At 59.5% G+C, this 12,182-nt stretch carries 12 protein-coding genes; 8 read left to right on the plus strand and 4 right to left on the minus strand.

All coding sequences use genetic code 11. The annotated features are described in order from the left end of the window. Window positions 1-57: 57 nt before the first annotated feature. The 7 genes from pcaD to panC all read left to right on the plus strand — a co-directional run bounded on the left by pcaD (window position 58) and on the right by panC (window position 5,544). The gene (pcaD, locus tag V6617_RS08235) at window positions 58-867 is read left to right on the plus strand and encodes a 3-oxoadipate enol-lactonase (protein ID WP_338610357.1); all 810 of its coding nucleotides are present in this window, start codon (window positions 58-60) and stop codon (window positions 865-867) included. Next, window positions 864-1,268: a 4-carboxymuconolactone decarboxylase gene (gene pcaC, locus V6617_RS08240; RefSeq protein WP_422394816.1), complete on the plus strand. Its 405-nt coding sequence runs from the start codon at window positions 864-866 to the stop codon at window positions 1,266-1,268. Before pcaD ends, pcaC begins: the two co-directional genes overlap by 4 nt. Continuing rightward, window positions 1,261-2,013: a protocatechuate 3,4-dioxygenase subunit beta gene (gene pcaH / locus V6617_RS08245; protein WP_338610358.1), complete on the plus strand. Its 753-nt coding sequence runs from the start codon at window positions 1,261-1,263 to the stop codon at window positions 2,011-2,013. Before pcaC ends, pcaH begins: the two co-directional genes overlap by 8 nt. Next, on the plus strand, window positions 2,013-2,624 hold the full coding sequence (pcaG, locus tag V6617_RS08250) for a protocatechuate 3,4-dioxygenase subunit alpha (RefSeq protein ID WP_338610360.1): 612 nt from the start codon (window positions 2,013-2,015) through the stop codon (window positions 2,622-2,624). The genes pcaH and pcaG overlap by 1 nt, the downstream gene beginning before the upstream one ends. After that, window positions 2,624-3,685: a 3-carboxy-cis,cis-muconate cycloisomerase gene (locus V6617_RS08255; RefSeq protein ID WP_338610362.1), complete on the plus strand. Its 1,062-nt coding sequence runs from the start codon at window positions 2,624-2,626 to the stop codon at window positions 3,683-3,685. The genes pcaG and V6617_RS08255 overlap by 1 nt, the downstream gene beginning before the upstream one ends. Before the next feature lie 165 nt (window positions 3,686-3,850). After that, window positions 3,851-4,693 (plus strand): 3-methyl-2-oxobutanoate hydroxymethyltransferase, encoded by an 843-nt coding sequence (gene panB / locus V6617_RS08260; protein WP_338610364.1) that lies wholly within the window; start codon window positions 3,851-3,853, stop codon window positions 4,691-4,693. Further along, a complete protein-coding gene (gene panC / locus V6617_RS08265; protein WP_338610366.1) occupies window positions 4,690-5,544 on the plus strand; it encodes a pantoate--beta-alanine ligase in 855 nt (284 codons plus the stop codon). The genes panB and panC overlap by 4 nt, the downstream gene beginning before the upstream one ends. A 5-nt stretch (window positions 5,545-5,549) precedes the next feature. Here the strand turns inward: panC and V6617_RS08270 are convergent, their stop codons facing one another. The 4 genes from V6617_RS08270 to V6617_RS08285 all read right to left on the minus strand — a co-directional run bounded on the left by V6617_RS08270 (window position 5,550) and on the right by V6617_RS08285 (window position 10,538). Then, entirely contained in the window at window positions 5,550-8,279 is a 2,730-nt protein-coding gene (locus V6617_RS08270; protein ID WP_338610367.1) for a sensor histidine kinase, read from the minus strand. Beyond that, window positions 8,276-8,509 (minus strand): hypothetical protein, encoded by a 234-nt coding sequence (locus V6617_RS08275; RefSeq protein WP_338610368.1) that lies wholly within the window; start codon window positions 8,507-8,509, stop codon window positions 8,276-8,278. The genes V6617_RS08270 and V6617_RS08275 overlap by 4 nt, the downstream gene beginning before the upstream one ends. A 12-nt stretch (window positions 8,510-8,521) precedes the next feature. Next, entirely contained in the window at window positions 8,522-8,914 is a 393-nt protein-coding gene (locus tag V6617_RS08280; RefSeq protein WP_338610370.1) for a response regulator, read from the minus strand. A gap of 88 nt (window positions 8,915-9,002) precedes the next feature. Further along, on the minus strand, window positions 9,003-10,538 hold the full coding sequence (locus V6617_RS08285; RefSeq protein ID WP_338610372.1) for a helix-turn-helix domain-containing protein: 1,536 nt from the start codon (window positions 10,536-10,538) through the stop codon (window positions 9,003-9,005). A 219-nt stretch (window positions 10,539-10,757) separates the two neighbouring features. Here V6617_RS08285 and V6617_RS08290 point away from each other — a divergent pair, with 219 nt between their 5' ends. After that, window positions 10,758-12,110: a substrate-binding protein gene (locus V6617_RS08290; RefSeq protein ID WP_338610374.1), complete on the plus strand. Its 1,353-nt coding sequence runs from the start codon at window positions 10,758-10,760 to the stop codon at window positions 12,108-12,110. The last annotated feature ends 72 nt before the right edge of the window (window positions 12,111-12,182 follow it).

The following is a 12,182-nucleotide window of genomic DNA, read 5'->3' on the forward strand; positions in this document are numbered from 1 at the left end:
AGTTTCATTTTACAAAACCAATCACGCGCTCCAATCTGACCTTGTCGGAGGAACCTCATGGACTGCATCAAAGTCGGCGACATTGTCCTGCACTATCGCGCGCGCGCGGCCGCAAATGGCGCCGCCACGATCGTGTTCATCAATTCCCTTGGCACCGACTTCCGCATCTGGGACGCCGTGATTGCTGCGCTTGATGCCGATCTGGGCGTTGTCGTTTACGACAAGCGCGGCCACGGGCTCTCGTCATTGGGTCAAACGCCCTATTCGGTCGCCGATCACTCGGGCGACCTTGCAGGCCTTCTCGACGCTCTGGGGATATCGAAAGCCGTTATCTGCGGGCTTTCGGTCGGTGGTCAGGTCGCCCAGCAGCTCTATTTCGAGCGGCCCGACCTCGTGTCCGGGCTCGTCCTTTGTGATACGGCCGCGAAAATCGGTGAGCCCAATTTCTGGAACCAGCGCATCGAGACCATCGCCCGCGACGGGCTCGGATCGGTCACCGATGGCATCATGGAGCGCTGGTTCAGCATGGACTTCAGAGCCTCAGGTGATCCGCTTTACACCATCTCCCGCGCCATGTTCGAGCGGCAGCCTGTCGAGGGGTACCTGGCGACCTGCGCTGCGATTGCCGGTTTTGACAGGCGCGCGGACACGGCATCCATTTCGGTTCCCACCTCGGTTCTGGTGGGGTCGGAGGATGGCGCGACGCCGCCCGAACTTGTGCGCGGTTTTGCCGATACCATCCCCGATAGCGATTTTCGGATCATAGAGGGTGCGGGCCATCTGCCCTGCATCGAAACGCCCGAACCGGTTGCCGCGGCCATTGCTGCGGTGGTCGAACGGGTTACAAAAAAGGAGCATGCGCAGTGACGCAGAACAAAGGCCCAACGGCCCGCCACAGCCAGGGCATGGCAACGCGCCGCAGCGTGCTTGGCGAAAGCTATGTTGACAAGAGAGTCTCAGCCACGACCGACTTCGAGCGCCCGTTTCAGGACCTTATCACCGAGGCGGCGTGGGGGCATGTCTGGTCGCGCGGCACTTGGGACAAGCGCCAGCGTTCTATCGTCACCATCGCGCTTCTGGCCGGTCTGGGTCACTATGATGAAATGGTGATGCATATCGAAGCGACCGTGCGCACCGGTGCAACAGAGGACGATATCCGCGAGATCATGCTTCATGTTGCAATTTACGCGGGCGTTCCCACTGCAAACCATGCGATAAAGCTGGCCCGGCAGGCACTCGAACGCATGAAGGGGGACAAGGATGAGTGACCGTTTGAGCAATTCGCGCGCAGAGGCCGGCGCCTTTATGGAACGGGACCATTCCCAGCACCCGCCCGCCTTTGCGCCAGGATACAAATCCTCGGTTCTGCGCGCGCCCAAACAATCGCTGATCAGCTTTTCCAGCACGCTGAGCGAAAAAACCGGCCCGGCTTTCGGCCACAACATGCTGGGGGAATACGATAACGACCTGATCATCAACTACGCCAAGCCCGGCGAGGAAGCCATCGGCCAGCGCATCGTCGTTCATGGCCGGGTTATTGACCAGAACGGCAAACCCGTCCCCAATGTACTCGTCGAATTCTGGCAGGCCAATGCGGGCGGGCGCTATCGTCACAAGCGCGAGGGCTACCGCGCGCCGCTCGATCCCAATTTCGGCGGCTTCGGGCGCACGATCACCGATGACAATGGATATTACTGGTTCCGCACCATCAAGCCCGGCCCCTATCCCTGGCCCAATGGGGTCAATGACTGGCGTCCGGCCCACATCCATTTCTCGCTGTTCGGCACAGGTTTTGCCCAGCGCCTCGTCAGCCAGATGTATTTCGAGGGCGATCCGCTCATCAAGATTTGCCCCATCGTCAACACGATCAGCGATCCCGATGCGATCGACCGGCTGGTCGCGCGGCTCGACATGAACAACACGATCCCCATGGATCTTCGTGCCTATCGCTTCGATATCGTGCTTCGGGGCCGCCGCTCGACCTTCTTTGAAAACCGCAAGGAGGGCAATTGATGTCAAAGCCGCTCGATTACCTCAAGGAAACGCCCTCCCAGACGGCTGGCCCTTACGTTCACATCGGGATGACTCCCAATGAATACGATATCGGAGGCGTGATCCCGGAAGACCTTGGTCTGAGGGTCGTGTCCGACGGGGTCAAAGGCGAACGCATCAAGGTCACGGGCCGGGTCATCGATGGCGGTGGCAATCCGGTTGGCGACTGTGTCGTCGAAATCTGGCAGGCCGATGCCAACGGCATCTACAACAGCCCCATGGAACACCGCTCTGGCGTTGATCCCAATTTTTCGGGCTGGGGGCGGCAACCTGCTGGGTCCAGTGGCGAATTCTCGTTCGACACCATCAAGCCTGGGCAAGTTCCCCTTGCAAGCGGCGGGTTCATGGCGCCGCACATTACCTTCTGGATCGTGGCGCGCGGCATTAATGTGGGGCTGCAGACGCGAATGTATTTCTCCGACGAGGAACAGGCGAACCAAAGCGACCCTGTTCTGGCCAAAGCCCGCATGATCGGTCGCGAAAAAACGCTGATCGGCCGGCGTGACGGCAATATTGTAACCTTCGACATCTATCTTCAGGGAGAAAACGAAACGGTCTTTCTGGACGTCTGATGTCTATTTCCCCTTTCGATCATCCTTTCCTTTCCGGCTTATTCGGTGATCCCGAACTGGTTGGACTGCTCTCGGCCCAGGCTGACGTCGAGGCTATGGTGGCCTTCGAAATAGCGCTGGCCGCGGCGCAGGCCGAATGCGGGGTCATTGCGCAAGCCGATGCGGAGGTGATCGCCGGGCTGGAAACCAGATACAGAGCAGATTTCGAGGGGCTCAAATCGGGGTTGGGACGGGACGGCGTGGTTGCTCCTGAAATGGTCAGGCAGATGCGCAGCGCGCTGGGTGGCCAGACTGCTGGATCACTGCATTTCGGGGCGACCAGCCAAGATGTGATAGACACCAGCCTTGTCATGCGTCTCAAGTCGATAACGGCCATCCTCGCCGCCCGCATCGGTTCGGTTGAGACGTCCCTTGAACGTCTTTCGGACCGGTTCGGCGGCCGCAAGCTCATGGCCCGGACGCGTATGCAGGATGCGCTCGAGATTACCGTTGCTGACCGGATTACCGACTGGAGTGCGCCGCTCGCCCGGCATCGTCAGCGGCTTAAAGAGATCGAAGGGCGTCTGCTTGTCGTCCAATATGGCGGCGCCGTCGGCATTCTTGAAAAGCTCGGAGAAGATGGCCCGCGCGTTACAAGGGCGTTGGCAGAGAGACTAGGTCTCGGCATCACCGAAAAGCCCTGGCACAATCAGCGCGACAGCATTGTCGAATTTTCCGGCTGGCTCGGCCTCGTCTCAGGCAGCCTGGGCAAGATGGGGCAGGATATTGCGCTAATGGCGCAGAATGCCATGGGCGATGTCGTTCTGGCCGGAGGCGGCGGTTCTTCCGCCATGCCTCACAAATCAAATCCGGTTTCCGCCGAAGTGCTCGTGACGCTCGCCCGCTATGTCGCGGGGAGCGGAGGCACGATGGCACAGTCTCTCGTTCACGAGCAGGAACGCTCCGGTGCGGCATGGACGTTGGAATGGCTTGTCCTCCCCCAGATGATCCTGGCAACCGGTAGCAGCCTTTTGATTGCTACCCGCCTGCTCGAATCCGTCGAAACTATCGGGCAGGACTAACTGTGTGCGCAATTTCGGGGTCGTCCAGCCATATGTCTCTGCTCGGTTGGCTCCAATCAACCCAAGGTCTGGGTTTTAGCTTTACTTGAGATCGGATAAGAGAGCCGCCATATAGCTGGCATAGACGATCCGGATTTGAACCGGGGCGCATGCGGGAGAGCTCTTATGACCTATGGCAAGGCACCCAAACCACCCCAGAGCCCGCCGGGCATTCTGGCACGGAAAGGCGGTGAGCCGATTGTGTGCCTCACGGCCTATACAACGCCTATCGCGCAACTCGTTGACAGCCATTGCGATCTCGTTTTGGTCGGCGACAGCGTGGGCATGGTGCTGCACGGTCTGCCCAATACGCTCGGGGTCGATCTCGACATGATGGTGATGCATGGCAAGGCCGTCCGCCGTGGCGTGAAATCGGCACTCATGGTGGTCGATCTGCCGTTTGGGACTTATGAGGAAAGTCCCGAACAGGCATTCCGCAATGCCACACGGCTGATGCGCGAAACCGGATGCGACGCCGTCAAGCTCGAGGGTGGAGTGCATATGGCCGAAACCATCGCTTTTTTGACGCGCCGTTCGATTCCGGTCATGGCCCATGTCGGGCTGACGCCGCAGGCGGTCCACACCATTGGTGGCTACAAGGTTCAGGGCAGGGGCGCCGATGCCCATGCCATTCTGCGCGATGCGCAAGCCGTTTCAGAGGCCGGCGCCTTTGCCGTGGTCATCGAAAAGGTGCCCGATATCCTGGCCCGGCGTATCACCTCGGACATTGACATTCCGACTATCGGGATTGGCGCCTCGGCAGCATGCGACGGACAGATTTTGGTCGTTGACGACATGCTTGGCATTTTCGCCGATTTCAGGCCCAAATTCGTAAAACGCTACGCTCAATTGGCGGATGATGCAGACCGTGCCATCTCAGCCTATGCCGAAGATGTCCGGTCGCGCCGTTTTCCGGCCGCCGAGCACGTATTCGGCGATGTGCCGGCCAGCGTTCCGGATGCTGGATGAGCATGCTGATCGTTCGTAGCGTTGCCGAGATTCGGGCGCAAATTGGCCATTGGCGCGCAGCCGGCGACAACATTGCCGTGGTGCCCACGATGGGCGCCTTGCACGAAGGACATCTCTCGCTCGTCCGGGCCGCCAAGGGCAGGGCCAAGCGCGTCATCGTCACGCTTTTTGTAAATCCCAGCCAGTTCAACAATGCTGAGGATCTGGCCAGATATCCGCGTGATGAAGCCGCGGATAGCGCGCGGCTTGAAGCCGAGCATGTGGATATGCTTTTCGCGCCCGACATCGCGGAAATGTACCCAGAGGGCTTTGCCACCAAGGTTTCGGTTTCCCGGTTGAGCGAAGGTCTTTGCGGCGCGTACCGCCCCGGACATTTCGAGGGCGTTGCGACGGTGGTCACCAAGCTGTTGCTTCAGACCCAGGCTGATTCCGCATTTTTCGGCGAGAAGGACTATCAGCAACTCAGCGTCATTCGCCGTCTTGCGCGCGATCTCGATATTCCGGTCGAAATCGTCGGCGTGCCCACCGTCCGTGAGGCGGACGGCTTGGCCATGTCGTCGCGCAATGTCAGGTTGAGCGAAACGGCCCGCAAACAGGCACCGGCCATGGCGGAGGCGTTAAGGGCCGCAGGCGCTGCCATTGAGGCGGGACAGCCGGTTTCGTCCGCCGTGGACGCCGCTAAGACGACGCTTTTGACGGCGGGCTATTCCCAAGTCGAATATCTCGAACTGCGCGATGCCGAAACACTTGAGCCGGTTTCCAAACTCGATCGTCCCGCCCGGCTGCTCGCTGCCGGCTGGCTTGATGGTGTGCGTCTGATCGACAACATTGCCGTCTTGCCAGCACACTGAACCGCCTATTGCGCGGCACCGGCCTCGCTTTGGGTTATCAGGGGCAGGGTGATCCGGAAACAGGCGCCCTCTTCGCGGGTGGAAACCAGTTCAAGCACACCGTCCATCCTTGAGATGATTTCCCGGCTGATCGGTAACCCCAGCCCCGCACCGGCATATGGCCCCGTTTCGCCCAGCCGCCCGCGATAGAATTTGTCGAAGATTCGCGGCTGTTCTTCCTGGGCGATCCCGATGCCGTTGTCCTCGACTTCGATGATATAGGCGCCCCTCTTGAGCCTCGAGCGCACTTCGACAACCGGAGCGATGGCGCCGTTGTATTTTATTGCATTGGAAATGAGGTTGATGAGCACCTGACTTAAGCGGTCGGGATCGGATCGCACGTAGGCGGCCGAGGCCCTGGTTCCGATCTTGACCTGCGTATTGCTCTGGCGCGCCAGTGCATCGCAGACCCGAAGCGCCTGATCGAGCGATTCTTCTGCATCAATGGGGCGGTTCTCCCAGGCCCGCTCACCGCGTTCCAGTGCTGAAAGATCGAGAATCTCATCGAGCAGGGAGGTCAGGCGCAGGCTTTCCTTGTGAATGGTCGACACGAATTTGGCCCTGGAGGCGTCGTCGAGTTCCTCGTCGTCGAGCAGGATCTCGGAAAAGGCCCGGATCGCGGTCATCGGCGTGCGCACCTCGTGGCTCACCTGGCTGAGAAATTCATCCTTCTGCAGGTCCACTTTACGCAATTGCCGGTTGGCTTCCTCGAGCTTTTCTGCGGTTGCCCGCAACTGGGTGGAGGTCTTTTCCAGCTCCTGGGAATATTCGATGGCCTGCTGGGTTTCGTCGGCCATCTGCATGACCTCCTCAAGCGAGATGGAATCGCCCGAGACCACTTTGGACAACATGACATGGGCCGATGCAGCGCCGATCGACCCGGCCATTTCGCGCTCCAGCCGCCGGATGAACGACGAACTTGGCTCCAGAGTCGTCCATGGCATCCGCGCCTGCTTTGCCTCTTCGGAGAACAGTGCCACGGCGCGCTCGTGGCCCAAAACGCGACGCGCGACAAGAAACAGGTCGTCCGCCGTCGCCGATCCACGGATCGGGCTCGCCTCGTTGCTGGTGCGCCGGAAAACATTGAGAAACAGTGCAGCCTGGACATGTTCGAGGGCCGACTGGTTCGTCATAAGTGAGCCCAGGATCAAAACCGTTGTGTTGAGGAACAGACTCCAGAATACCGCGTGGGTGAGAGGATCGAGATCGTCAAAGCCGAACAGGCCTTGTGGGCGCAGCCAGTCAATCCCCCATGGTCCATTGGCCATCACCGAGGCAACAAGTGGACTTGAGGAGGCAAAGGACGGCATGAAGCTCGACCAGAGCCAGACCACAAAACCTACGGCTATCGCGCAGATGGCAGCTTTTGTTGAAGCATCACGCCAGAAAAGGCTCGCAAGTATGGCCGGAAGGAATTGCGCGACGCCGGTAAACGAGATCAATCCGATCGGCGCCAGCGCGTCTGACCCGCGGGTGAGATAGAAATAAGCGAACCCCAGCAACAGGATAAGCATGATTGAAAGGCGCCGCGCATTGAGGATCAACCGCCTCACGCCCTGTCCATCGCCGATCCCGTCACCCGAGGTCAGTCGCAGCATGATGGGCACGACGATGTGGTTGGAGACCATGATCGAAAGCGCGATGGATTCAAGGATGATCATCGAGGTTGCCGAGGAAAACCCGCCGATGAACGCAAACAGTGCTAGCGCATCCTGACCCTGTGCAAGTGGGAGCGTGAGCACGAACATGTCGGGGTTCGAGCCGACCGGCATAAACGTAAGCCCGAACAATGCGATAGGGAGTGTAAACAGGCTCATTGCAAGCATATAGGCCGGAAACGCCCAACTCGCAGTGCGCAGGTGTTTTTCGTCCGAGTTTTCGACAACGGTGACCTGGAATTGTCGTGGCAGGCATATGATCGCCGCCGCGGCCAGAACCATCATGGAAATCCAGCGGTCGCCAAAGGTGTCGCCGGCATGGATACTCAGTCCCGCCGTCTCGGCATTGGCAAAGATGGTATCCATACCGCCGCCGACATAGACGACGAACACGCCGACGGCGAGCAGCGCCGTGAGTTTGACAACGGCCTCGAAGGCAATGGCGGCCACCACGCCGTGGTGTTGTTCCTTGGCATCCACATTGCGGGTGCCGAAAAGAATTGTGAATATGGCCATGCCTGCGGCCACGCCAAATGCCAGCCCGACCTCATCCCAACCCGCCAGACTGCCGCGTCCAAATTCGGACGATCCGGCAATGGCCTCGATCGATGAGGTTATGGCCTTGAGTTGCAGGGCGATATATGGCGCGATGGCAATTACGGCCAATACGGTTATGAGCACGGCCAGAGTGCTCGATTTTCCAAAGCGCGATGACAAAAGATCGGCAATCGAAGTGATGCGCTGGTCGTGGCTGATGCGGACCAGGCGCCTGAGAATAAACCACCATCCAATGAAGACGATAGTGGGTCCCAGATAAATTGTAAGATATTCCAAGCCGTTACGGGCTGCCGTGCCGACGGCGCCGTAGAAGGTCCAGCTCGTACAGTAGACCGAAATCGAAAGCGTATAGACGAAGGGTGAGCGCAAAAATCCGCCGCTTCGGCTCCGCGTGTGCCGGTCGCCAAGATAGGCGATAACGAACAAAAGTCCGACATAGGCCACGGCAGTCGCAATGACGAGATCGGCCGTCAGCGTCATCGGCGCTCCTCGCCCGGCAATTGATGCGGTTCATCGCGCGGTAGCGCGTAGCCGAACCATGCGGCGCCGATAACGAGAAACACCCACAGGCCGAACAGGAAAAGCGTTGCTACGGGGACCCCGGCGACAAATCCGTCGAACCTGAACAGCAAGATCAGTGGGGGCAGGGTCGCCATCGCTCCGAACAGCGTGAAAAACAGCGACGCGCCAATGATCTTACGCCGTGTCATGGCCCGTGATCTTCAACTGGGTTGCGGGTCGTTGGCGGGCGCGCCAAGCAAGCTGCGCACTGCATCGACGACATCGGCGTTGGAATAGGGCTTGGTGACGAATTTGTTGGCTCCAAGCTCCTCGGCAATGCGCCGGTCCTGCTGCTGGCCTTTGGCGGTCAGGACGAGAACGGGCAGATCAGCCGTGCTCCGGTCGGCCCGGATTTGCTTGAGAACCTCAAATCCGCTGCGTTTTGGCAGCATGATATCGAGGACCAGTACACGCGGGCGCTCTCGCCGAACGGCGTCCATGACGGCTTGGCCATCCATGACAGCACTGATCGTCCATCCCGCTCTTTTCAGAACGAAATCAAGTGCTTCAAGGATGCTCGGCTCGTCTTCTGCAATGAGAATATCGATCGCCAAAACTCCCCCTCCGAGCCCCTTCCTCCTCGGGACTCATATTCACATAACCGCAATTGCCGTCATTCGCCAAGCCCCCGCGCGTTGGGGGTTAGGCTTTGACTGTGCTCAGCGTGGGTTCGTCGCCTGGAGCGAAAGGGGCCTCCTCGCGGCTGACGCAGTCGGTTCGCGTACACAGGCGGCAGGTTGGTCCAACCGGCACGTCGGCATCGGCGTCGCCAAGGTCCAGCCCGTCGGCATAGACAGTGCGGTCGGCATGCAGAATGTCGGTAACAAGCAGGATCGAATGGGGTAGGGCCTGGTCTGCAAAGCCGGAAGCGCGGCGCGAAACCGCTTTGGCCACGAAAAGAAATCGCGACCCGTCGGAAAAACGAACGACTTGCCGCACCAGTTGACCCGAAGACCTGAACGCACCGTACAGCGCCCAAAGGGGGCAAGCGTGCCCGGTATGGGGCAACAAAAGGCCGGGAAGAGGGAAATGTTTGGTCAGACGCCCGGCCGGATCGGAACGCAGGAAGCCAAAAGGCACGCCTTCCGCTCCCTCCGCGCGCAGTGTTACGAGCCGGTGGGCGATCTGCTCGAAGCTGGCATTGTAGCGTTCGCTCAGCGCCTCGACGTCATAGCGGAGCGTTTCCGCGTCATCGAGAAACCGCTCGTAGGGGAACAGCGCCGCACCGGCGATATAAGAAGCTAGATAGGAGCGGGCCAGGTGCCGGGCAGTCTGCGAGGAGAGGTGAGGGACCTTGACCGCTTCGGTCAATTCGTCGTCGCTGGTCAGTTCCGAGATTAGCCGAACCATTTGAAACTGGCGGGTTGATTGCGGCACGGTGTTTCGGAACCACAAGACGCCCCGCTCAGCATCATGACCAAAGGCCCGCCCTGAATTCGGCCTGGCGTTTCGCTCGACATGGACACCATGGACGGCTGCGAGATGATGGGCGATCGCCGCTTCTCCCAATGCGCCTGACGACTGCATGTCCCGGGCTATTTCCGCCCCTCGGTGCTCAAGTGCCGGGAAATAATTGCGGGCCGCGAAAATCATGTCATCGAGCTCGCGCCGCACAGATGCGGATTTGCTGACAGTGCTCGCGTGGTCGAACTGTCCGATCAGGTTCTGCGCCACAGCGGACAGTCCGCGGGTCTCCTTTGAGATCGAGGAGACAAATTGCGCACGCTCGGCGCTGCTGAGGTCATCCACATCTTCAAGAATTTCAGCTGAGGATCTGACGGCGGTTATGCCCGATAGAACCTGATGGAGGAGCTGGCTGAGCAGGGGATCTGCCCTCAGTCGGTTGGCATAAGCGTCAGCGCTCGCCGAGGCTGCCATATAGGCCCGATAGAGTTTTGCAATGATGCGAGCGATGTCGGGTTGCGTTGCAACCAGGCTGCGGGCCGTCTCCATGCCAAGGCCGACATCGGCAAGGGCCGGGTCGGCGAAGGTTTCGACAAGCTCATGGATAAGTCGGTGCTCGGATTCGCCCGTAAGCTCATCAATGGGAATGTCGAGCTCAGCCGCGATGCGTTGGAGCAGCGTGCCGCCAACCTGGCGCTTGTTGGCTTCGATGAGATTGAGATAGCTGGGCGAGACGTCGACGCTGCGTGCCAGTGCGGCCTGGGAAAGTCGCAAACCCTTGCGGCGTGTCCTTATTCGAAGCCCGATTGGCGCTCGCATCCCGTCCTCGCTTGTCAACTGTTTGACATAATATGGGCGCTAATTGGTCAAAGCTTTACAAAATTTCTTATTAATTACAATAGTATATTGCTCTTGCATTAACGGCACTCGATACTCCGGCGGTGGATTTGGGACATATGGAGGTATGGCCCGCCGCACCAAAGGAGGAGATTAATGAGCGATTTGAAACGCGGAATCAGCCGTCGTCGCGTCGTCAAGACGGGCATGGCTGGCATCCTGGCGACGGGGGTTTCCCCCCTCATTTTGTCCAAGGGGGCTTGGGCGCAGGAATTTTGCAACGCGCCGACCGGTGATACCGTTACCTTGGGTTTCAACGTACCCCAGACCGGCGCTTATGCCGACGAAGGCGCCGATGAACTCAGGGCCTATCAGCTGGCGGTCGAACATCTAAACGGCGAGGGCGATGGCGGTCTGATCCCGCATTTTTCATCCAAGACCCTTACCGGAAGCGGAATTTTGGGCAAGCGCGTCGAGTACGTGACCGGCGACACCCAGACCCAGTCCGATCCCGCCCGTGAATCGGCCCGCCGCATGATCGAGCGCGATGGTGCTGTTATGATTACCGGCGGTTCGTCGTCCGGCGTTGCCATCGCTGTGCAAAGTCTTTGCCAGGACATGGGCATCATCTTCATGGCGGCCTTGACCCATTCCAACGACACGACGGGCAAAGACAAGCGCAAATACGGCTTCCGCCATTTCTTCAATGCCTATCAATCGGGTGTTGGTCTGGGGCCGCAACTGGGTGCTGCCTATGGCAATGATCGCCGCGCCTATCATCTGACCGCCGACTACACCTGGGGCTGGACGCAAGAAGAATCGATGATCGCCGCGACCGAAGCGCTTGGTTGGGAGACCGTCGAAACGGTCCGGACGCCGGTGGGCGCTGGTGACTTCAGCCAGTATATCACGCCAGTCCTCAACTCTGGCGCCGACGTTCTGATTCTCAATCACTACGGGTTTGACGGCATCAACTCGTTGACCCAGGCGACCCAGTTCGGTCTTCGCGACCGTCAGGCCAACGGCAAGGATTTCCAGTTGGTCCTTCCGCTGGTTTCCGATCTCATGGCGGCTGGTGCCGGCTCGGCGATGCAGGGCGTTTACGGCACGTCGAACTGGTACTGGAGCATGCAGGATGAAGGCTCGAAAGCCTTTACCGCTTCATTCGGCGCCAAATTCGGGTCGCCCCCCAGTCAGGCGGCGCATACCGCATATGTCCAGACGCTGCTTTATGCGGATGCCGTGGAACGGGCCGGTACATTCTATCCGCCCGAGGTCATTGCCGCGCTTGAAGATTTCGAGTTCGACGGCATGGGCAATGGTCCGACCCTTTATCGTGGGTCCGATCACCAGTGCTTCAAGGACGTTCTGGTCGTTCAGGGCAAGGAGCAGCCATCCAACGAGTTCGACCTTCTCGAAGTGGTGAATACCGCCTCGCGTGACAGTGTCACCTACGATCCGTCGATCTTCGGCGGGGAGTTGGGCTCGGCCGACCCGCAAATGTGCTGATGCCGCACTGACGGTGGTTTGCATGTCCGGCCGCCGCGGTGGCCGGACAAACCTACATCTGGAGCCAAATCG

It is taken from the genome of Pelagibacterium nitratireducens, from assembly GCF_037044555.1.
GTDB lineage: Bacteria > Pseudomonadota > Alphaproteobacteria > Rhizobiales > Devosiaceae > Pelagibacterium > Pelagibacterium nitratireducens.

Excerpts from the sequence above, each read along its gene's own strand:
- pcaD (WP_338610357.1), top strand. The coding sequence starts at position 58 with ATGGACTGCATCAAAGTCGGCGACATTGTCCTGCACTATCGCGCGCGC.
- pcaH (WP_338610358.1), top strand. The coding sequence starts at position 1,261 with ATGAGTGACCGTTTGAGCAATTCGCGCGCAGAGGCCGGCGCCTTTATG.
- pcaG (WP_338610360.1), top strand. The coding sequence starts at position 2,013 with ATGTCAAAGCCGCTCGATTACCTCAAGGAAACGCCCTCCCAGACGGCT.
- V6617_RS08255 (WP_338610362.1), top strand. The coding sequence starts at position 2,624 with ATGTCTATTTCCCCTTTCGATCATCCTTTCCTTTCCGGCTTATTCGGT.
- panB (WP_338610364.1), top strand. The coding sequence starts at position 3,851 with ATGACCTATGGCAAGGCACCCAAACCACCCCAGAGCCCGCCGGGCATT.
- panC (WP_338610366.1), top strand. The coding sequence starts at position 4,690 with ATGAGCATGCTGATCGTTCGTAGCGTTGCCGAGATTCGGGCGCAAATT.
- V6617_RS08270 (WP_338610367.1), bottom strand. The coding sequence starts at position 8,279 with ATGACGCTGACGGCCGATCTCGTCATTGCGACTGCCGTGGCCTATGTC.
- V6617_RS08275 (WP_338610368.1), bottom strand. The coding sequence starts at position 8,509 with ATGACACGGCGTAAGATCATTGGCGCGTCGCTGTTTTTCACGCTGTTC.
- V6617_RS08290 (WP_338610374.1), top strand. The coding sequence starts at position 10,758 with ATGAGCGATTTGAAACGCGGAATCAGCCGTCGTCGCGTCGTCAAGACG.